Annotated in this window: 20 protein-coding genes; 7 read left to right on the top strand and 13 right to left on the bottom strand. The window is 69.2% G+C overall.

Annotated features, from left to right (window positions below):
• Nucleotides 1-15 precede the first annotated feature (15 nt).
• Complete coding sequence (locus ACFYY7_RS34970; RefSeq protein ID WP_388667841.1) at nt 16-1,326, top strand: PTS transporter subunit EIIC; 1,311 nt, start codon at nt 16-18, stop codon at nt 1,324-1,326.
• Nucleotides 1,327-1,585: 259 nt separating this feature from the next.
• Complete coding sequence (locus ACFYY7_RS34965; protein WP_388667840.1) at nt 1,586-2,851, top strand: PTS transporter subunit EIIC; 1,266 nt, start codon at nt 1,586-1,588, stop codon at nt 2,849-2,851.
• Nucleotides 2,852-2,995: 144 nt separating this feature from the next.
• Here ACFYY7_RS34965 and ACFYY7_RS34960 read toward each other — a convergent pair whose 3' ends face one another.
• Entirely contained in the window at nt 2,996-3,748 is a 753-nt protein-coding gene (locus ACFYY7_RS34960; RefSeq protein WP_388667839.1) for an MBL fold metallo-hydrolase, read from the bottom strand.
• Nucleotides 3,749-3,925: 177 nt separating this feature from the next.
• Here ACFYY7_RS34960 and ACFYY7_RS34955 point away from each other — a divergent pair, with 177 nt between their 5' ends.
• Nucleotides 3,926-4,438, top strand: a complete 513-nt coding sequence (locus ACFYY7_RS34955) for a type II toxin-antitoxin system PemK/MazF family toxin (RefSeq protein WP_388667838.1) — start codon at nt 3,926-3,928, stop codon at nt 4,436-4,438.
• A gap of 49 nt (nt 4,439-4,487) precedes the next feature.
• On the opposite strand, the gene ACFYY7_RS34950 is transcribed toward ACFYY7_RS34955, so the two are convergent.
• From ACFYY7_RS34950 to clpS, 7 genes are all read right to left on the bottom strand, one after another.
• Nucleotides 4,488-5,438: a PLP-dependent cysteine synthase family protein gene (locus ACFYY7_RS34950; protein ID WP_388667837.1), complete on the bottom strand. Its 951-nt coding sequence runs from the start codon at nt 5,436-5,438 to the stop codon at nt 4,488-4,490.
• On the bottom strand, nt 5,438-5,716 hold the full coding sequence (locus tag ACFYY7_RS34945) for a MoaD/ThiS family protein (protein WP_266732627.1): 279 nt from the start codon (nt 5,714-5,716) through the stop codon (nt 5,438-5,440). Before ACFYY7_RS34945 ends, ACFYY7_RS34950 begins: the two co-directional genes overlap by 1 nt.
• 105 nt (nt 5,717-5,821) lie before the next feature.
• The gene (locus ACFYY7_RS34940) at nt 5,822-5,947 is read right to left on the bottom strand and encodes a putative leader peptide (protein ID WP_256088703.1); all 126 of its coding nucleotides are present in this window, start codon (nt 5,945-5,947) and stop codon (nt 5,822-5,824) included.
• A gap of 132 nt (nt 5,948-6,079) precedes the next feature.
• The gene (locus ACFYY7_RS34935) at nt 6,080-6,511 is read right to left on the bottom strand and encodes a Mov34/MPN/PAD-1 family protein (RefSeq protein WP_388667836.1); all 432 of its coding nucleotides are present in this window, start codon (nt 6,509-6,511) and stop codon (nt 6,080-6,082) included.
• Nucleotides 6,512-6,606: 95 nt separating this feature from the next.
• Nucleotides 6,607-8,046 (bottom strand): amino acid permease, encoded by a 1,440-nt coding sequence (locus tag ACFYY7_RS34930; RefSeq protein WP_388667835.1) that lies wholly within the window; start codon nt 8,044-8,046, stop codon nt 6,607-6,609.
• Between the two features lie 342 nt (nt 8,047-8,388).
• Nucleotides 8,389-8,973 carry a DUF2017 domain-containing protein gene (locus tag ACFYY7_RS34925; protein WP_388667834.1) on the bottom strand — a complete coding sequence of 195 codons (585 nt, stop codon included), beginning with the start codon at nt 8,971-8,973 and terminating at the stop codon, nt 8,389-8,391.
• Between the two features lie 63 nt (nt 8,974-9,036).
• Entirely contained in the window at nt 9,037-9,351 is a 315-nt protein-coding gene (clpS, locus tag ACFYY7_RS34920; protein ID WP_266732620.1) for an ATP-dependent Clp protease adapter ClpS, read from the bottom strand.
• Between the two features lie 78 nt (nt 9,352-9,429).
• Here clpS and ACFYY7_RS34915 point away from each other — a divergent pair, with 78 nt between their 5' ends.
• Both ACFYY7_RS34915 and ACFYY7_RS34910 read left to right on the top strand, forming a co-directional pair.
• A complete protein-coding gene (locus ACFYY7_RS34915; RefSeq protein ID WP_388667833.1) occupies nt 9,430-10,758 on the top strand; it encodes a nicotinate phosphoribosyltransferase in 1,329 nt (442 codons plus the stop codon).
• 186 nt (nt 10,759-10,944) lie between these two features.
• Complete coding sequence (locus ACFYY7_RS34910) at nt 10,945-11,529, top strand: nicotinamidase (RefSeq protein ID WP_388667832.1); 585 nt, start codon at nt 10,945-10,947, stop codon at nt 11,527-11,529.
• Nucleotides 11,530-11,587: 58 nt separating this feature from the next.
• Here ACFYY7_RS34910 and ACFYY7_RS34905 read toward each other — a convergent pair whose 3' ends face one another.
• Both ACFYY7_RS34905 and ACFYY7_RS34900 read right to left on the bottom strand, forming a co-directional pair.
• Entirely contained in the window at nt 11,588-11,923 is a 336-nt protein-coding gene (locus ACFYY7_RS34905) for a hypothetical protein (protein ID WP_376632966.1), read from the bottom strand.
• Nucleotides 11,924-12,047: 124 nt separating this feature from the next.
• Entirely contained in the window at nt 12,048-14,447 is a 2,400-nt protein-coding gene (locus ACFYY7_RS34900) for an immune inhibitor A domain-containing protein (protein ID WP_388667831.1), read from the bottom strand.
• Between the two features lie 371 nt (nt 14,448-14,818).
• Between ACFYY7_RS34900 and ACFYY7_RS34895 the strand changes: the two genes are divergently transcribed.
• The gene (locus ACFYY7_RS34895) at nt 14,819-15,190 is read left to right on the top strand and encodes a hypothetical protein (protein ID WP_388667830.1); all 372 of its coding nucleotides are present in this window, start codon (nt 14,819-14,821) and stop codon (nt 15,188-15,190) included.
• A gap of 74 nt (nt 15,191-15,264) precedes the next feature.
• On the opposite strand, the gene ACFYY7_RS34890 is transcribed toward ACFYY7_RS34895, so the two are convergent.
• Together ACFYY7_RS34890 and ACFYY7_RS34885 are read right to left on the bottom strand one after the other, a co-directional pair.
• Entirely contained in the window at nt 15,265-15,939 is a 675-nt protein-coding gene (locus ACFYY7_RS34890; protein WP_388667829.1) for an RDD family protein, read from the bottom strand.
• 164 nt (nt 15,940-16,103) lie between these two features.
• Nucleotides 16,104-17,702: an RDD family protein gene (locus ACFYY7_RS34885; protein WP_388667828.1), complete on the bottom strand. Its 1,599-nt coding sequence runs from the start codon at nt 17,700-17,702 to the stop codon at nt 16,104-16,106.
• Between the two features lie 212 nt (nt 17,703-17,914).
• Between ACFYY7_RS34885 and ACFYY7_RS34880 the strand changes: the two genes are divergently transcribed.
• The gene (locus tag ACFYY7_RS34880) at nt 17,915-18,391 is read left to right on the top strand and encodes an SsgA family sporulation/cell division regulator (RefSeq protein WP_388667827.1); all 477 of its coding nucleotides are present in this window, start codon (nt 17,915-17,917) and stop codon (nt 18,389-18,391) included.
• Nucleotides 18,392-18,495: 104 nt separating this feature from the next.
• Here the strand turns inward: ACFYY7_RS34880 and ACFYY7_RS34875 are convergent, their stop codons facing one another.
• Entirely contained in the window at nt 18,496-19,863 is a 1,368-nt protein-coding gene (locus ACFYY7_RS34875; RefSeq protein WP_388667826.1) for an FAD-binding oxidoreductase, read from the bottom strand.
• Nucleotides 19,864-19,893: the final 30 nt, after the last annotated feature.

The following is a 19,893-nucleotide window of genomic DNA, read 5'->3' as shown; positions in this document are numbered from 1 at the left end:
TCCGGGAGGATGCCGATGAGTTCGAGCAGCGCCGCAGTGCCACAGAAGACGTGGTGGAACGGCTTCTTCCAGGGCCTCCAGAAGATGGGCCGCAGCCTCCAGCTGCCGATCGCCGTCCTGCCCGCGGCCGGCATTCTCAACCGGTTGGGCCAGCCGGACGTATTCGGCGACGAGGGTCTGGGCTGGACCAACATCGCCAAGGTGTTCGCGGCGGCGGGCGGCGCGCTGCTCGACTCGGGGCTCGGTCTTCCGCTGATGTTCTGCGTCGGTGTCGCGATCGGCATGGCGAAGAAGTCGGACGGTTCGACCGCGCTCGCCGCGGTGGCCGGCTTCCTCGTCTACTACGCGGTGCTGCACGCCTTCCCGGTGGACTGCGCCCCTGGTTCGACGTTCACCTCCGGCGGCACCTGGTTCGGCACCTGCGTGACCGGCGATGCCAAGGTCACGGCGGCCGCGTACCAGAACCCCGGGGTGTTCGGCGGCATCGTGATGGGGCTGCTGTCCGCCTGGTTCTGGCAGCGGTACCACCGGGTCAAGCTGGTGGACTGGCTGGGCTTCTTCAACGGCCGGCGGCTCGTCCCGATCATCATGGCGTTCGTCGGCCTGGTCTTCGCGGGCCTGTGCGCCTGGCTGTGGCAGCCGATCGGTGACAGTCTGACCAGCTTCTCCAAGTGGCTGGTGGACCTGGACTGGGTGGGTTCCGGCATCTTCGGTCTCGCCAACCGGGCATTGCTGGTCATCGGCCTCCACCAGTTCCTGAACACCTTCGTCTGGTTCCAGTTCGGCGACTTCACCAAGCCGGACGGCACGGTCGTGCACGGTGACATCAACCGGTTCCTGGCGGGCGACCCGACGGCCGGCCAGTTCACCTCGGGCTTCTTCCCGATCATGATGTTCGCCCTGCCCGCGGCGGCGCTGGCGATCTACCACTGCGCCAAGCCGCACCGCCGGAAGGCGGTCGGCGGCATGATGCTCTCGGTCGGCCTGACGTCGTTCGTGACGGGCATCACCGAGCCGATCGAGTACTCGTTCCTCTTCGTCGCACCGCTGCTGTACGGGATCCACGCGGTGCTCACCGGTGTCTCGATGGCGGTCACGTGGGCGCTCGGTGTGAAGGACGGCTTCAGCTTCTCGGCGGGTCTGATCGACTACGTCATCAACTGGAGCCTGGCGACGAAACCATGGCTGATCATTCCGATCGGGCTGGCATTCGCCGCCGTGTATTACGCGATCTTCCGGATCGCGATCACCAAGTTCAACCTCCAGACACCGGGCCGCGAGCCCGACGAACTGGAGGAGGAAATCGAGAGGAACCTCACGAAATAGCACGTCGGACGGGCTTTCGGCCCGATCGGAACAGGCCCTCGGACCCATGCGGTCCGGGGGCCTTCACCATGTCACCGAGCGTGGGTGATAGCTCATGCGAAGTAGTCGGAATTTGCAGGTTCCTTATCTCACGCTCACCGTGCTACAACTGGTCTACACCACTGAGTGGTCCAGACCACGTGGCGTTCTGCCGCGTTTCTCGAGTCGCCGCCTCCCCCCTCAACGACCTGGGCGGCGCCTTGTCCAATGGAGGAAGTTGATGTCCACGGCAGACACCGCACCCGCGGTCACCCGGAAGAAGGGTGCCGGCGTGATGTCGGTCATGCAGCGCATCGGCCGCAGCCTCATGCTGCCGGTCGCGGTGCTGCCCGCAGCCGCGCTGCTGGTGCGTCTCGGCAACGACGACATGCTCGGCAGGGCCTCGTTCCCGGACTTCGTCACCAAGATCGCGGGCTTCATGGCCGCGGGCGGCAACGCGATCCTCGACAACATGGCGCTGCTGTTCGCCGTCGGCATCGCGATCGGCTTCGCCAAGAAGTCGGACGGTTCGACCGCACTCGCCGCCGTCACCGGCTACCTGGTCTTCCAGAAGGTGCTCGCCACCTTCACCGACAGCAACCTTCCCCAGGTCGCGACGGTGGTCGACGGCAAGGTGGTCATGACGGACGCTCCCGTGGACGCCAAGGTCCTCGGCGGTGTGGTGATGGGCATCGTCGTCGCACTGCTCTACCAGAAGTTCTACCGGACGAAGCTGCCCGCCTGGGCCGGCTTCTTCGGCGGCCGCCGCCTGGTCCCGATCCTCTCCGCCTTCGCGGGTCTGGTCATCGGCATCGTCTTCGGTTACATCTGGCCGGTCCTGGGCACCGGGCTGCACAACTTCGGCGAGTGGCTGGTCGGTTCCGGCGCGGTCGGCGCGGGCATCTTCGGTGTCGCCAACCGTGCACTGATCCCGGTCGGCATGCACCACCTGCTGAACTCGTTCCCGTGGTTCCAGGCCGGTGAGTTCCACGGCAAGAGCGGCGACATCAACCGCTTCCTGGCCGGTGACCCGACTGCCGGACAGTTCATGACCGGCTTCTTCCCGATCATGATGTTCGCCCTCCCGGCCGCGTGCCTCGCCATCGTGCACTGCGCCCGCCCGGAGCGCCGCAAGGTCGTCGGCGGCATGATGTTCTCGCTCGCGCTCACCGCGTTCGTGACCGGTGTCACCGAGCCGATCGAGTTCACCTTCATGTTCATCGCCCCGGTGCTGTACGCGATCCACGCGGTGCTCACCGGTGTCTCCATGGCCCTCACCTGGGGGCTCGGCATGAAGGACGGCTTCGGCTTCTCCGCGGGCGCCGTCGACTTCTTCCTGAACCTCGGCATCGCGAGCAAGCCGTGGATGCTGGTGCTGGTCGGCCTCTGCTTCGCGGTGGTCTACTACGCGGTCTTCCGCTTCGCGATCACCAAGTTCAACCTGCCGACTCCGGGTCGTGAGTCGGACGAGGAGCTCGCCGAGCTCCTGAAGGCCGAGGCGAAGTAACCCTCGCCCGCCGCACGACGAAGCCCTCACCTCCCACGGCGGGAGGTGAGGGCTTCGTCGTGTCCACGGGCGCCGCACACGGGGCGGGGCCTAGTGTCTTTCGTTTGGATCAGGCCGAGCCCGGCATGATCCAAACGAGAGGCCCTAGATCTCGTACACCGCCCCCGGCACCGCGACCTCGGCCGGTCCGTCGAAGACCACGCGGGCGTCGGACAGGTTGCGGTCGGCGTCGGTCCACGGCGGGATGTGGGTCAGGACGAGGCGGCCCACGCCGGCGCGGGCCGCGATCTCGCCCGCCTCGCGGCCGTTGAGGTGGAGGTCCGGGATGTCCTCCTTGCCGTGGATGAACGATGCTTCGCACAGGAACAGGTCAACGCCCTCGGCGAGTTCGTCCAGGGCCTCGCAGGCCCCCGTGTCGCCGGAGTACGCCAGCGAGCTGCCGCCGTGCTCGATACGGATCCCGAAGGTTTCGACGGGGTGGCAGAGCTTCTCCGTACGGACCGAGAAGGGGCCGATCTCGAACGATCCCGGCTTCAGCGTGTGGAAGTCGAAGACCTCGCTCATCGCGTGCTCGGACGGGGTGTCGGCGTGCGCGGTGGTCAGCCGCTGTTCGGTGCCTTCGGGTCCGTAGACCGGGAGGGGGGCGGGGCGTCCGCCGTCGTGCCGGTAGTAGCGGACGACGAAGTACGCGCACATGTCGATGCAGTGGTCGGAATGGAGGTGACTGAGGAAAATGGCGTCGAGGTCGTAGAGACCGACATGGCGCTGCAGCTCGCCGAGGGCGCCGTTGCCCATGTCGAGGAGCAGCCTGAAGCCGTCGGCCTCTACGAGGTAGCTCGAACATGCTGATCCCGCGGACGGGAACGAGCCGGAGCAGCCGACGACGGTGAGCTTCATGGAGCGTGAACCTCCGAGACGTGGGAACGGGGAGGGTTCGTGCGGTCTGTTGAGCGGTTCGTCGAGCGTAAGGCGCGAAACAGTCGGTCGCTCCTCCACGGCCGTCCGTTGTGGGGGAACTCACCTGCTCTGTCACCGGTTCGATGGAAGCGGTGGTGACGCCGGTACGGTCGGGACATGGACATGTCCTGGTGGTGGATCGCGCTCGTTCTTGTCGTGCTGCTCGCGCTCGTCGCGGCGGTCGCCGATGGGCGGGGGCGGGGCGGGCGTCGGCCCCGTGGGAGTTCCCACAGGTCGGCGGGGGCGGGGACGCGGGCCGGTGGGCGTCCGGGTGGTCGGACGCGTCCGCCGGCGGGGCCCGGCCGTGGGCCGGGGCCGGAGCACCGGCCGCGGCCGGGTGAGATCTGGTGGGCCGAGGTGCCGTACGAGGACGGGCCGGGGGCGAAGGACCGGCCGTGTCTGGTGCTGTCGGTACGGGGTGACTCGGTGCTCGTCGCGAAGATCACCAGCAAGTACCACGAGGAGCGGCCCGGGGTGATCGCGCTGCCTGCGGGAGCGGTGGGTGACGCGCGGGGCCGGGCGAGCTTCCTGGAGACGGACGAGCTGCGGGAGGTCGCCGTGCGCGGGTTCCGGCGGCGGGTGGGTGTCGTGGACGCGGGGGTGTGGGAGCGGGTGCGGGGGCTGGGGTGAGGTGGGGTGCGCCCTGTTCCGGGCGCACCCCGACCGGGGCCGTCGGGGTCTATGCCCAGAGCTGGCCGTGGAGTGTCTCGATGGCCGCTTCCGTCGTCGGGGCCGTGTAGACGCCGGTCGACAGGTATTTCCAGCCGCCGTCCGCGACGACGAAGACGATGTCGGCCGGCTCCCCCGCCTTGACCGCCTTGTTTCCCACGCCGATCGCCGCGTGGAGTGCGGCGCCGGTGGAGACGCCCGCGAAGATGCCCTCCTGCTGGAGGAGTTCGCGGGTGCGGGTGACCGCGTCCGCCGAACCGACGGAGAAGCGGGTGGTGAGGACGGAGGCGTCGTAGAGCTCGGGGACGAAGCCCTCGTCGAGGTTGCGGAGCCCGTAGACCAGGTCGTCGTAGCGCGGCTCGGCGGCGACGATCTTGACGTCCGGCTTGTGTTCGCGCAGGTAGCGGCCGACGCCCATGAGCGTCCCGGTGGTGCCGAGGCCGGCCACGAAGTGGGTGACGGACGGGAGGTCGGTGAGGATCTCCGGGCCGGTGGTCGCGTAGTGGGCGCCCGCGTTGTCCGGGTTTCCGTACTGGTAGAGCATGACCCAGTCGGGGTGCTCGGCGGCCAGTTCCTTGGCGACGCGGACCGCGGTGTTGGAGCCGCCCGCCGCCGGGGAGGAGATGATCTCGGCGCCCCACATGGCGAGCAGGTCGCGCCGTTCCTGGGAGGTGTTCTCGGGCATGACGCACACGATGCGGTAGCCCTTGAGCTTGGCCGCCATGGCGAGCGAGATGCCGGTGTTGCCGCTGGTGGGTTCCAGGATGGTGCAGCCGGGGGTCAACCGGCCGTCCTTCTCCGCCTGTTCGACCATGTGGAGCGCGGGGCGGTCCTTGATCGAGCCGGTGGGGTTGCGGTCCTCCAGCTTGGCCCAGATGCGGACGTCGTCCGAGGGTGACAGCCGCGGCAGGCGGACGAGCGGGGTGTTGCCCACCGCGGCGAGCGGGCTGTCGTACCTCATCAGTTCATGCCGCCGGCGACGGCCGGGAGGATGGTGACGTTGTCGCCGTCGCTGAGCTTGGTGGAGATGCCGTCGAGGAAGCGGACGTCCTCGTCGTTGAGGTAGACGTTCACGAAGCGGCGGAGCTGGTCGCCGTCGACGATGCGCTCGCGGATGCCGTTGTGGCGGCTCTCCAGGTCCGTGAAGAGGTCGGCGAGGGTCGCTCCGTTGCCCTCGACGGCCTTGGCGCCGTCGGTGTAGGTGCGGAGGATGGTCGGGATGCGGACCTCGATGGCCATGGCGTGTGCTCCTGTCGGAAGCGGAGAGGTGGCTTGGGGCGCGCGGCTCTGCCCCCGCGCGGGGGTTGGTGCGTACGTGAGGTGTTCTCGGGCCGCGGGCCCTGCTCAGGCCTTGCGGCCGGCGGGCAGGCGGCACGTACAGATCGCGCTGGAGAGCCTGCACAGGTCGACGTGCAGCCGCGCGACGAGCAGCATGCCCGGCGTCTTGTCGCTCACGTCATGGGGAACCATGCGCTCATCGTATCGATTCCCGGTCCGTAATCCCGAGTGTGATCTCACCTGATGGATGCTCGGTGTTCGACAGGTGGACGGGACCGTGGTGAGCGCGGTCCCGTCCGGCCACCGGCCGGGGTCGGGGCGGGGTCAGGCGGGTTCGTACGCCTCGACGACCTCGACGTCCTCCTCGGTGATCTCGCCGTCCACGATGCGGTACGAGCGGAACTGGAAGGGGCCCGCGCCGTCGGTGTCCGCGGTGGAGACGAGGACGTAGTGGGCGCCGGGTTCGTTGGCGTAGGTGACATCGGTGCGGGAGGGATAGGCCTCGGTCGCGGTGTGGGAGTGGTAGACGATCACCGGCTCCTCGTCGCGGTCGTCCATCTCGCGGTAGAGCTTGAGGAGGTCGGCCGAGTCGAACTCGTAGAAGGTGGGCGAGCGGGCGGCGTTGAGCATCGGGATGAACCGCTCGGGGCGGCCGGTCCCGGCCGGGCCCGCGACCACGCCGCACGCCTCGTCGGGGTGGTCGGCTCGGGAGTGCGCGACGATCTGGTCGTGGAGCGCCTGGGTGATGGTCAGCATTTCGCCAGGATAGGCATGCGGGCCCCGTCGTACCGAGGCGTGGTACGAGAGGGCCCGCATCGTGGACATGACCGCTGAAGCCGCAGGTCGGCGGCTCAGGTCTTCGCGAAGGCCTTGTTCTCGGGATTGCGGGCCTTGAGGACCACGTACGAGATGCCGAGGAGCGCGGCCCAGAGCGGGGCGCAGTACAGCGAGATCCTGGTGTCCTTGTCGATGCCCATCATCACGATGACCATGGCGATGAAGGCCAGTGCGAAGAGGCTGGTGAACGGGGCGCCGGGGGCCCGGAAGGTGGACTGCGGGAGCACTCCGAGGCTGGCGAGGCGCCGGTAGCGGATCTGGCTGATCAGGATCATGATCCAGGCCCACATGCCGGAGATGGTGGCGAACGAGACGACGTAGGTGAAGGCGTCACCGGGCCACTGGTAGTTGATCCAGACGCCGACGAGCATCAGGGCGGCGGAGAAGGTGGTGCCGACGAGCGGGGTGCCGCTCCTGGTGAGCCGGGTGAAGAGTTTCGGGCCCTGTCCGTTTAGGGCGAGGTCGCGCAGCATGCGGCCGGTGGAGTACATGCCGGAGTTGCAGGAGGAGAGTGCCGCGGTCAGCACGACGAAGTTGACGATTCCGGCGCCGAGGCCGAGGCCCATCTTCTCGAAGGCGGCGACGAACGGTGAGACGTCGGGCTGGAACTCGGTCCACGGGACCACGGAGAGGATCATGACGAGGGCGCCGACGTAGAAGACGGCGATGCGCCACGGCACGGTGTTGATGGCCTTGGGCAGGACGGTCTTCGGGTCCTTGGACTCGCCCGCGGTGACGCCGACGAGTTCGACGGCGAGGAAGGCGAACATCACGATCTGCAGGGTCATCAGGGTGCCCGTGATGCCGTGCGGAAAGAATCCGCCGTCAGACCAGAGGTGGGTGACGGAGGCGGTGTCCCCGGCGTCGGAGAAGCCGAGGGTGAGGATTCCGGCGCAGATGAGGATCATGCCGACGATGGCGGTGACCTTGACCATCGAGAACCAGAATTCGAGTTCACCGAAGAGTTTCACGGAGATCAGGTTCACCCCGTACAGGATGACCGTGAAGATCAGTGCGGAGATCCATTGCGGAATTTCGAACCAGAACGTCATGTACTGGGCCGCTGCGGTGACTTCGGTGATTCCGGTGACGACCCAGAACAGCCAGTAGGTCCAGCCGGTGACGAATCCTGCGAAGGGGCCGATGAATTCGCGGGCGTACTCGGAGAAGGAGCCCGAGACCGGCCGGTACATGAGGAGTTCGCCCAGGGCCCGCATGATGAAGAAGATCACCAGGCCGGCGATGGCATAGGCCAGGATCAGACTGGGTCCGGCCTTGGATATCGCCTTGCCCGCACCGAGGAAGAGCCCGGTGCCGATGGCTCCGCCGATGGCGATCATCTGGATCTGACGGGCACCGAGGGCCCGCCGGTATCCCTCGCCGGCCACTTCGGCGTCCGCAACCTCTACGCCCTGCCCGCCGCTGTTCCCGTTGTCGACCTGCGCCGATTTCATGTGCTGCGCCTTTCTCCACGCCGATCCGCGCCGTTGAGGCTGCGAATCAGGTCCTGATCCCCCCGGATATGGATGGAGTGCCGCCGGTGGTGGCCGGCTCGTGGCGTCCTCGGGAACAGGTGTGGCGTCCCCCGAGTGGTCGTGAAGATTTATCACGGACACCGGGGCGCGCCACCGGACGTTATGTGGTGCACACCACAGTAAAAAGCGGACAAGGGTTTCGTGCCGCAGTAAAAAGGCCATTCAGGTGACGGGATCGTTATTCGGATTTGAGCGTCCGTTGAGCGAACACTCGACGTCCGTCCGGAGCACGCCGCCCCCGCCACCGGCCACGGACGGCCCTTACGGCATCAGCGTCTCCACGAGCGTCTCCTGGAGCCCGCCGAGCCAGAGATAGGCCATGACCATCGGCTTGCGCGGGTCGCTGTCCGGGAGCCGGTAGAGCGAGTCGGCCTCGCCCTCGTCCTGGTCGGAGACCTCCAGGCGGGTGCCGATGGTGAGCCGGAGGTCGTTGAGGGCGCCGAGCCAGTTGCGGCATTCGTCGCCGGTGAGTTCGAGCACGGCGCCGCCGTTCCCGGCGATCGTGAGCGCGTCCAGGGTGCGCACGACGGCGAGGGCGTCGGTGCGCTTGCGGGCGCGCAGGTCGTTCTCGGTGAAGCGGCGGAACTCGGCGGAGGCGGCGCGAAGTTCGCTGTCCTCGTCGCCGTACGCCTCGGGGAAGAGGCGGGCCAGGGCGGGATCGGCGGGCGGTTCGCTGGGCCCTTCCGCGAAGAGGGCGGCGAGCGGGTCCGCGCCCTCTTCGGGCTCGTCGCCGGGACCGATCAGTTCCAGCAGCTGGACGGCGAGGGAGCGCAGGATCGCGATCTCCACCTCGTCGAGCGCGACGGCCGCGCCGCCGCCGGGGGTGGCCTCGAAGTGGCCGGCCATGGGTTTTCTCCGATGGTGGGTCGGGCGGGGCAGGGTGGGATCGGGCGTGGCGGGGGGGCCGGTCTAGTTGCGGTCCTGCGTGAGGGTGGCCCACAGTCCGTAGCCGTGCATGGCCTGGACGTCGCGCTCCATCTCCTCACGGCTGCCGCTGGAGACGACCGCGCGCCCCTTCTGGTGGACGTCCAGCATCAGCTTGTGCGCCTTGTCCTTGGGGTAGCCGAAGTAGGCCTGGAAGACATAGGTCACGTAGCTCATGAGATTGACCGGGTCGTTGTGGACCAGCGTCACCCAGGGGACGTCCGGCTCGGGGACGACAACGCTCTCCTCGGCCGATTCGGGACGCTCGATCTCTGTGGGTGCGACGCTCACCCACCCCATGCTGCCACTCGGGAGGGTGCATCGCACAAACGACCCGAGATCTCGTCACTCTGACGAAATAGGGGTAGCATCCGCAGCATGAACTCTGCGGACCTTGGGCGTCGGGTCGGTGTGCCGTCGACCGCGCTCTTCACCGACCAGTACGAGCTCACGATGGTGCAGGCCGCGCTGAAAGCCGGCACGGCCGATCGGCGCTCGGTCTTCGAGGCGTTCACGCGCCGGCTGCCCGAGGGGCGGCGCTACGGCGTCGTCGCGGGCATCGGACGGGTGCTGGACGCGGTGGAGAACTTCTCCTTCGACGACGAGATGCTCACCTTCCTGCGCGAACAGCACGTCGTGGACGCGCCGACGCTCGACTGGCTGGCCGATTACCGCTTCAGCGGCGACATCTGGGGCTACCCGGAGGGCGAGGTGTACTTCCCCGGCTCCCCGATCCTGCGGGTCGAGGGCTCCTTCGCCGAGTGCGTGCTGCTGGAGACGGTGATCCTGTCGATCCTCAACCACGACTCGGCGATCGCCGCCGCGGCGTCGCGGATGTCCGCCGCGGCCGGCGGGCGTGGCCTGATCGAGATGGGTGCACGACGCACCCATGAACTGTCGGCGGTGGCCTCGGCGCGCGCCGCGTACATCGGCGGCTTCAACACCACGTCCGACCTGGCGGCGGGCTTCCGCTACAACATCCCCACCGTCGGGACGAGCGCCCACGCCTTCACGCTGCTCCACGACACCGAGCGCGACGCGTTCCGGGCCCAGGTCGACTCGCTGGGCCGGGGCACGACGCTGCTGGTCGACACGTACGACGTCGCCGAGGCGGTCCGTACGGCGGTCGAGATCGCCGGGACCGAGCTGGGCGCGGTACGGATCGACTCCGGGGACCTGCTGCTGGTCGCGCACCGGGTGCGGCAGCAGCTGGACGAGCTGGGCGCCACGAAGACGAAGATCGTGGTGACCTCGGACCTGGACGAGTACGCCATCGCCTCGCTGGCCGCGGCGCCGGTCGACGCGTACGGGGTGGGCACGCAGCTGGTGACCGGCAGCGGGCAGCCCACCTGCTCGATGGTCTACAAGCTCGTCGCCCGTGCCGGGTCCGCCGACCCCGCGGAGCCGCTGCGCCCGGTGGCCAAGAAGTCGCTCGGCGCGAAGTCGTCGGTGGGCGGTCGCAAGTGGGCCGCGCGCCGGCTGGACGAGCACGGGGTCGCCGAGGCCGAGGTGATCGGCACCGGTGCCGTACCGCCGGAGCTGGCCGACCGGCAGCTGCTGGTCGAGCTGGTCAGGGACGGCGAGGTGATCGCCCGCGAGCCGCTGGACGCGGCGCGCGAGCGGCACATAGCGGCACGGGCGGGGCTGCCGATGTCGGCGGTGCAGCTGTCGCGCGGAGAGCCGGTGATTCCCACCGAGTACCTGTGACGGGGGGCGGACGGTGCGGTGAGCGGCGCGCCCCGGTCACCCCCGCGGCCACGGGCGCCGCAAGGGCTCCGTTCCGTCCCCTCCCTATCCGGGGCCGGAGTCTCTAGGCTCGAATACGCCCCATGAGGCCAGAACCCGCCCCCACCCCCACGAACGCCGACCGTCCCCCACCGAAGGACACCCGTCATGCACCGCGCGTTGATCGTCGTCGATGTCCAGAACGACTTCTGCGAGGGCGGCAGCCTCGCCGTGACGGGCGGCGCCGATGTCGCCGCCGCCATCACCGACCTGATCGGCGAGGCCCAGGCCGGGTACGGCCATGTGGTGGCCACCCGTGACCACCACATCGATCCGGGCAGCCACTTCTCCGACCACCCGGACTTCGAGAACTCCTGGCCCCCGCACTGCGTGGCCGGCACGGAGGGCGTCGGCTTCCACCCCAATTTCGCGCCGGCGGTCGCCTCGGGGGCGATCGACGCGGTGTTCGACAAGGGCGACTACGCGGCGGCGTACAGCGGCTTCGAGGGCCTCGACGAGAACGGCATGGGGCTGGCCGACTGGCTGCGGGAGCACCGGATCACCGAGGTCGACGTGGTCGGTATCGCGACCGACCACTGTGTGCGGGCGACGGCGCTGGACGCGGTCCGGGCGGGCTTCACCACGCATGTGCTGCTCGACCTGACCGCCGGAGTCGCCGAGACGACCACGGAGCGGGCGCTGGAGGAGCTCCGCAGGGCGGGCGTGAAGCTGTCCGGCAAGCCGGTGGTGTAGGGCGCCGCCACGGCCCCGTGACGCGTGATCCGTGGTCCGCGCAGCCCCCGCGCGCCGCTCAGGCCGGCCGGCGGACGGGTATGGCCGGGCGGAGCAGGGCCCGGATCGGATGCCAGAGCTCCTGCGCCTGCTCCGGCCTCGCACGCCAGAGCACCCCGTCGGGATGGTGCAGCACGGCGGTGATCTCGTCGGGAGTGGGCGGCTCCGCGTTGCCGCGGAGGTAGACCGCGCGCAGGCCGGCGTTGCGCAGCCGGGTCAGGGCGCGGGCCCGGTTGGGCGCGTGCACCAGGACCCGGACCGGGGTGCCCGAACCGGCTCCGTCGGCCGGACTGGGCAGGGTGATCGCCACCACCACGCTTCCGTTCGGCAACTTGCAGAATCCTCCGCCTGCCATGCTCCGCGCTCCCCCGTGAGACGTCGTGTCAATAAGCATCTGAACAAGACGCACCTAAACACGATCGGCCGCCGCCCGCTAGAGGGCGACGGCCGATCATGCTTTGACCTGCGGTTATGCGGAACTACTTGTGCGAGGGACCGACCTTGACGGTGATCGTCTGGCCGCTGCGCGGCTCCTTGACGATCGAGATCCGGGTGTTCGTGTCAGTGACCTGAACACTTCCGGTCGGGTTCTCCTCGTACCAGTACGTGCCCTTGTGGTCGTCGAAGACCGGGATGCCGCGCTGCGACTTCACCCGGACCGGTACGTCCGCGTTGTGCAGCGTGAAGGCGTCGGTCGCGTACCAGCTGAAGGGCGCGTCGAACGGCTGGATCTTGTTGCGGATGACCGTGCCGTCGGCCCACTTCAGGGGCTTGGCGTGCGCGTCGACCGGCAGGATCAGACCCTGGCCGGGGTGCTGCGACACGTTGTTGTCCTTCTGGGACTTGTCCCAGAGCCAGACCATCAGACCGTTCTGGTACGGGTAGTGCTCGACCCAGTCCGGACGGGTCTTGGAGAAGCCGAAGTTGTACGGGCCGACCGCGAGGGTCTTGTCGTAGCTGACGTACTGACGGTTCTCCGCGATGTAGTACTGCGGGTAGTCCTTGGTGAACGACTCGCCGACGCGGGAGAAGCCCTTGGCGGTCCAGCCGTTGTCGTCGCCCTCGGCGTTGTCCGAGAAGAGCACGGCACCGTCAGCGGTGACCGAGATGGTGTCGGCCGCGAAGCCGATGCCGCCCGCGCCGCCGTCGGTGGCGTAGCGGAAGCGGACGTCGATCTTCTTGCCCGCGTAGGCGTCCAGCGGGAAGGAGAGCTGCTGGTACTTGCCGGAGACGTCGGTCAGGGCCGGCTTGTCACTGGCGTCGCGCGGGATCGCCTTGCCGTCGGCCGTGCCGTCGATCGCGGTCCAGCTGGTGCCGCCGTTGTCCGACACCTCGGTGTAGAGGTAGTCGTAGTCCTTCTCGATGTCCCACCAGCCCGAAAGGTCCAGGGAGGCCTTGGACTTGCCGGTGAGGTCGACCGAGCGGGTCAGGGTGTTGTTCAGGTTGTCGCCCATGTCGCTCCACCACTGCTTGGAGCCCTCCGCCGGCTTGGTGACGTCGGTGGTGACGGGCTTCTCGGGCAGCGTGACGACGAGCGCCTGCTTGTTCTTGGTGTTGTACTCCGAGACACCGAGCTTGTGGGTGGACTTCGTCGCGGCCTTGGCCTCGGCGTAGTCGAGCCAGCCCAGCTGGAGCTTGTCCCAGGCGGTCATGTCGCCGGGCAGGTCACCGATCGAGTTCTTGCCGGTGCCGAGCCAGGAACCGGCCGACATCAGGGACCAGAAACCGACCGAGTTCTCGGCGGTGTTGGTGGTGTCGTAGAGGTCCGGCAGGCCGAGGTCGTGGCCGTACTCGTGGGCGAAGACACCCAGGCCGCCGTTCTCGGGCTGCGCGGTGTAGTCGCCGACCCAGATGCCGGTGTCACCGATCTGGGTGCCGCCCGCCTTGTTGTCGGCCGGGCCGGACGCGCCGGCGTCCGTGCCGTAGGCGTACCAGCGGTGGGCCCAGATGGCGTTCTTGCCCTCGGCGCCGCCACCCGCGGACTCGTCCTCACCGGCGTGGACGATCTGGAAGTGGTCGATGTAGCCGTCGGGCTCGTTGAAGTTGCCGTCGGCGTCGAAGTCGTAACGGTCCCACTGGTCGTACTTGGCGAGGTCCGTCTTGATCTGCTCGGGCGTACGGCCCTGGGCCTTCTGATCGGCGGCCCAGGCGTTCACGCCGTCCCGGATCATGTCCCAGGCGTTGGCGCAGTTGGTCGAGCCGCAGTAGTTCGAGCCGTAACGGGCCTCGTTGTACGGCACCTTGACCCAGTCGGAGACCTCGCCGTCGACCGAGTAGCGCCCGGAGGACGTCTTCTCGTAGTACGTCTTCAGCGAGTCCTTGCCGGCACCCTCACCGAAGTAGAGGTCCTGGAAGTGCGCCTGGTTGTAATCGGCCTGCCAGGCGGTGCTGTTGTCCTTCTTGGGGTCCGGCTTGGCTATCTTGTTGTGCAGCGGGCCGGGCGTGCCCCCGTACTTCGGGACGGCCGGCTTCGGGCCGTCGCCGTCCGGGTCGAACATGGTGGTGTTGTCGACCTTGTCGCCGAACTCCACCAGGACCGTGAAGATCTTGTCGGTCTTCTCCCGGCCGAGCTCGACGTACTTCTTGTCGTCGAGCTTGACGACCTGGGAGCCGCCCCGCTTCGAGATCTTCTTGTCGCCCGATATGACCTGCTCGAGGGCGGCCTGACGCTGCGCGTCCTGCTGCTCGCTGAACGGGCCCTTCAGGTCGTGCTCATTGCCCTTGGCCGACCCCGGATCACGGCGGTCGACGCTGGTGCTCTTGGCGCCCGGCGCCTTGTCATCTGCCTGGGCCGTGGCGAAAGCTGACGCCGTGGCGGCAGTGGCGGCCATGGCCACGACAACCGCAGCAGCGCGAAGCGCCCGTCTGTTCTTGGTCACTTGATGCAGTCCTCCCCGGCACCCGCGGCTGCGGCCTTGAGTGGTGTGGAGGGGCCGCGCGCGAATACGCGTCACAAGTGACGACATTCGACCGGAGTTACGCGAGAAAAGACAGACCTTGACTTGAACAGGCCAAGTGCACTATGCAGGAGAACGCTTCCGTTATCCGGACGTTCAGCAAACGACCAACCGGCGCGTCATCGACCACGGTTGGAGCGGCAAATGACTCCGTGCGCCCCCTGTGCACCGGCACCGTGGGTTAGGCCACGCTTACCGATGTCCCCGCTCGGGCATCCACCGTCGTAGAGTCGCTTGACAGTGCGACCGTGTTGAGAGACTGCCCATCCGATGCCCCGAGGACGGATACCGCCATGCCGCATCCCACTGCCGCACAGCTCTCCTACGGTTCGGTCACCGTCATCTTCTCGACCCTTGCGATGCTGCTGCTCTCCCGTACGGAGTCGGGCCTCGGCATCGCCGTCATCGGGACCGCGGCGCTCGCGCTCGGTCTGCTGGTGGCCGTGACCGTACCCCAGCCGTCACGCGCGAAAACCGCGAACCGGGCCGGTGCCCGCTCCGCGGTCCGCGTGAACCAGGACGCGGTCTCCGCAGCCGTCGAGGCCGAGGGCCTCGCCCGCGACGGCGCCCAGGGCACGGTCGCGCCCCGCGAGGCCGCACCGCGACCCGCGACCCCCGCAACCCCTGCGGACGAGCGCGTGGGCCGGCACTCCGTACGCCACTAGGACTTGCCCGGGCCGGGTCGGTCGCGGTCGGCCCGGTCGGTGCGGCACAGCCGGCCCGGCACAGCTGGCCCGGCTCAGTTGGTCTGGACGACCACCGTCTTCGCCGCCTTGTCCTGCAGGCCCTGCCGGTACGGCTTGTCCGTGAACATGAGCACGATGTTGATCAGCCACCACAGGCACGGACAGCACAGCAGCGCGGGCAGCCAGAGCACCACGGCCCGCAGGAACGCGGCCCCGGTGTCCGGCACCCGGCCGTCGTTGAGCATCGCGACGCGCAGCTTCAGCAGCCGCTTGCCGATGGTCCGGCCGTCCTTGTGCGTGAAGTACGTGTCGTAGGCGACGTACACGACCAGACCGATCAGCGACCAGATCATCTGGTGCCCGCTGTACGTCTGGTTGAAGATGTCGCCGAAGTCGTCGCTGCTGCCGTTGTTGTTCGACACCTCGACCACGCCGCCCCACGGCAGCGAGATCAGATAGAGCGGGATCGAGACGATCAGGAAGTCGATCAGCCGCGCCAGGATGCGCTTGCCCGGCTCGCCGAGCGGCGGCATGCCGGCCAGTGGATCCGGACCGCCGTACGGCCCGCCGCCACCGTAGGGGCCCGGATCGTACGGCGGCTGGGGCGGGGGCGGGGGCGGCGGAGTGCTGTCGTACGGCGAGCCCGACGACGGTGGCGGCTCATTCGGCTTCTTGAGGAACGGGTCGTCCTCGGGCGGCTGACCGGACGTCGGCTGATCGTTGCTCATGGGGGCAGTGCACCCCGGGCCGGAGGGGCCCGCAACGGCTCAGAGCCTGTCGGGTGACCTCCGACCGCCCGATCAGAGGTCACCCGACAGGCTCCAGGTGCGTTCGGGGGAACGGCCGGGCCGACGGTCCGTCACTCGATGGGCCGTCGGCCGAGCGGGTGCGGTCAGCCCGCCACGAAGGTGTGCGCCGCCTTGTCGTGCCAGCACTGGCGCCACGGCCGGTCGATCAGGCACCACAGCACGTTGAACACCCCGATCACGAGGATGCCCAGCACACCGTAGACCAGCCACCGGCGCAGTGCGGCGCCGAAGGACGGGGCACCGTGGGACTCGATGTCCCGCACTTCGAGTCCACAGAGCTTCTTGCCGAGCGTGCGTCCCCACTTGGCCATCGGCAGCGCCTCCAGCAGGACACCGAGCACGAGGAACGCGCCGAGCACCGCGCCGAACAGGCCGGCCGTGGTGGAGTCCACCAGCCAGACGGTGACCGTCTCACCGGACAGCTTCGCCGCATCGATCTTCTCGTCGATGTGGTCCAGCGCCTTCGAGACCAGCGGGAAGCCGATCGCACCGACGAGCGCCATCAGCACGACGCTGTCGATCAGCCGGGCGGCGAAGCGCTTGCCGAGCCCGGCGGGCCTGGCAGCCGCCTGGGCCTGCGCGAGCTGCTGGAAGGGGTCGTCGACCGGGGGCTTCCAGGGCACGACGGGCTGATCCGGCTGAGCACCCTGAGCGCCCTGCGCACCGAACTGCGGGCGGGGCTGCTGGGGCTGGAGCGGTGGCTGCTGGAGCTGGGGCTGCTGAGGCTGGAGCTGTCGGGGCTGGGGCTGGGGCTGCTGGGCCGGCAGAGCCGCCTGAGCGGGCTGATTGGCCTGCTGCGCCCAGGGGGCGGGGCCCGGCGCCGGGGCGGGGTTCTGGGCCGGGGCGGAGGGCTGTGCGCCCGTGCCGGGGGCGATCGCGCGGATCGCCATCGTCCCTTCAGGTGCCGCCGGTTCGGTCGTCCGACGGGCCGGCGGGCTGCCGCCCTGGCCCACGGCCCGGATCGTCACCGTCCCATCGGTGGGCGGGCGCCCCGCGTCGCCCGCACCGGCATCCGTGCCGCCGCCGGGGCGGCCCTGTCGGCCGATCCGGATCGCGACGGTGTTCTCCGGCGCAGGCGCAGGCGTAGGCGCAGCGGGAGAAGGAGAGGGAGAGGGAGAAGAAGCGGCGGGCTGCCGCGGGTCCGGTGCGGGGGCGGGGGCACGGTCGGCGGGGGTACGGACCGCCGGGGCGCGATCGTCCGGCACCCGGCCGGCCGGGGCGCGGTCCGCAGACGTACGCGGATCGCCCTGTCCGCCGGGTTGTCCGCCCTGCTCGCCGGGCTGCCCGGTGCCGCCGCCCCAGGAGACCCGCCGGTCGAGTTCCCCGCCGAAGCCGGTCTGCCGGGAGGTGTCGGCCTGCCAGGCGGTGGCCGGTTCGGGGCGGTTGCCCGCGTTCGGCTCGTCGTCCAGGAAGACCGGGCCGGTCTCGTCCACCGGCGCGGGGGCCGACGGCTGCGGCCGGGACTGCGGTTGCGGCTGCGGTTGCGGCTCGGGCGCCGGTGCGGAGGGTGCTGTTCCGGAGGGGGTCGCAGGCGTCGACTCACCCTGCTCAGGGGCGGGGCGGCTCGTGCCTGGCACCCACGAAGCGCCGTTCCAGTACCGGACATATCCGGGAATGGAAGGGTCGGGGTAGTACCCCTCGCGGGGGCTTTCGTCACCGGGTGCCGGGGTTGGGGCGCTCATCACCGTGGTCCCGTATCTCTTCGAGGCCTGAATACAACGGGTCCACATCTACCAGACGCCCGCGTACCCCTGGGCCACTCCAGGGGTTTGGGCCACTTTCCCGTCGCTCGGAAATTTTTCTCGGAAGTCGCGTAATAGATGGCGTGGAGGTCGCTCTCTCCTTGTGCGGACCGGTCAGGAGGCCGGTCCACAGGCACCGGAAGGACGCACTCATGCACACCACCGTGGAACGCGATCTGGAACTCAAGCTGGTCCTGTCGCCCGAGCACAGCATCCCCGTCCCCGCCCGTCTGACGTACCGCACTCAGGACCCGTACGCCGTGCACGTGGCCTTCCACATCGGCTCCGACTTCCCGGTGCACTGGACGTTCGCCCGCGATCTGCTGGTCGAGGGCGTGTTCCGGCCGTGCGGTCACGGGGACGTCCGGATCTGGCCGACCAAGGTCGACCAGCGCAACGTCATCTTCGTCGCGCTGACCTCGCCCGACGGGAACGCGCTCCTGGAGGTGCCGTCCGCCGCGGTGGCCGCCTGGGTGGAGCGGACGCTGCGGGTGGTCCCGCCCGGCACGGAGGCCGAGCGGCTCGGGATCGACGAGGGCCTCGCCGAGCTGCTCGCGCCGCTGCCGGCCGACGACCTGTGGCTGCGCGACCCGTGGCCGTCGGACGAGTCGCAGGACGGCGAGGCGTGAGCGGGCACGGCTCCGCCCGACCGCCGGAGCACCGGCCGCCCGAGCACCGGCCGTCGTCGAAACACCGGACCCCGTCGCAGCACCGGCCCCCCTCGCGCCCGCCGTCAGAACACCTTGCCGGGGTTGAGGAGCCCCAGCGGGTCGAACGCCTGCTTGATGCCCTGGTGCAGTTCGACGCTGACCTCGCCGAGCTCGCGCGCGAGCCACTCCTTCTTCAGGAGGCCGACGCCGTGCTCGCCGGTGATCGTGCCGCCCAGCTCCAGGCCGAGCGCCATGATCTCGTCGAACGATTCGCGGGCCCGCCGGGACTCGTCGGCGTCGGTGTGGTCGAAGCAGACGACGGGGTGGGTGTTGCCGTCGCCCGCGTGCACGCATACGCCGATGGTGAGGCCGTACTTGTCGGCGACGGCCGCGGTGCCCTCCAGCATGGCGCCGAGCTTCGAGCGGGGTACGCAGACGTCGTCGATCATCGTGGCCGACTTGACGGTCTCCAGCGCGGTGAGCGACATCCGCCGGGCCTGGAGCAGCATCTCGGACTCGGCGGCGTCCTCGGCGGGGACCACCTCGGTGGCGCCCGCGGCGGTGCACAGCTCTGCGACGGCGGCCAGATCGGCCGACGGGTCCGGGGTGTCGAAGGCGGCGAGCAGGAGCGCCTCGGTGGTGTCGGGGAGGCCCATGTTGGCCATCTTGTTGACGGCCCGGACCGTAGTACGGTCCATCAGTTCGAGGAGTGACGGAGTGTGACCGCGCTCCATGATCCGGCAGATCGCGTCGCAGGCGCTCGCCGCGCTCGGGAACTCCGCGGCCAGGACCAGCTGCTGCGGCGGCCGGGGCTTCAGCGCGAGCACGGCCTTGACGACGATGCCGAGGCTGCCCTCGGAGCCGACGAAGAGCCGGGTGAGGTCGTACCCGGCGACGCCCTTCGCGGTGCGGCGGCCGGTGGTGAGCAGCCGCCCGTCGGCGAGGACGACCTCCAGGCCGAGTACGTATTCGGCGGTGACCCCGTACTTCACGCAGCACAGGCCGCCGGACGCGGTGCCGATGTTGCCGCCGATGGTGCACATCTCCCAGCTGGAGGGGTCCGGCGGGTAGTACAGACCGTGTTCGTCGACCGCACGGGACAGCACCGCGTTGATGACGCCGGGCTCGACGACGGCGATCCGGTCGACGGGACTGATCTCCAGGATCCGGTCCATCTTCACCAGGGACAGCACGATGCAGCCGTCGGAGGCGTTGGCCGCGCCCGACAGCCCGGTGCGGGCCCCCTGCGGGACGACCGGGACGCGCAGGGCGGTGGCGGTGCGCATGACGTGCTGGACCTGCTCGACCGTGCGCGGGAGCACGACGACCGCGGGTGTGCCCGCCTCGCAGAAGCTCGCCATGTCGTGGGCGTACGAGGCGGTGACGTCGGGATCCGTGATCAGCGCCTCGGCGGGCAGACCGGCACGCAGCTGTTCGAGAAGACCGTCCATGATCCAAGAGTGACACCCGGGCCCATTGGT

The organism is Streptomyces sp. NPDC001933, from assembly GCF_042890955.1.
Lineage (GTDB): Bacteria > Actinomycetota > Actinomycetes > Streptomycetales > Streptomycetaceae > Streptomyces.
The sequence above is the reverse complement of the archived record's forward strand: the minus strand, read 5'-3'. Positions and strand labels throughout refer to the sequence as shown.